The sequence below is a fragment of the Flavobacterium aureirubrum genome (assembly GCF_038739835.1).
GTDB lineage: Bacteria > Bacteroidota > Bacteroidia > Flavobacteriales > Flavobacteriaceae > Flavobacterium > Flavobacterium aureirubrum.
Window position 1 is genome coordinate 1 of record NZ_JBCGDO010000113.1, and the last position, 309, is coordinate 309.

The window sequence follows — 309 nt, forward strand, 5'->3', positions numbered from 1 at the left end:
GGATATCACTTTGCAAGATATTGAAAGAATGTTCAATCCTAAAATCGCTCAGTTAGTAGAAGGATTGACAAAAATTGCTCAAGTAAAAAAGGACATGAACATCTCGATGCAAGCGGAAAACATCCGGAAAATGCTATTGACCTTGAATGACGATGTTCGTGTAATTCTTATAAAATTAGCTGATCGTTTGCACAATATGCAAACCATGGACTCCATGCCCGATTAAAAACAAGTAAAAATTGCTTCTGAAACCTTATACATTTATGCTCCATTAGCGCATCGTTTGGGATTATACAACATAAAAACTAT

At 35.0% G+C, this 309-nt stretch carries 1 pseudogene; it reads left to right on the plus strand.

The annotated features are described in order from the left end of the window. Positions 1-309 (plus strand): annotated as a pseudogene (locus WFZ85_RS16155) (HD domain-containing protein); the annotation flags it as partial.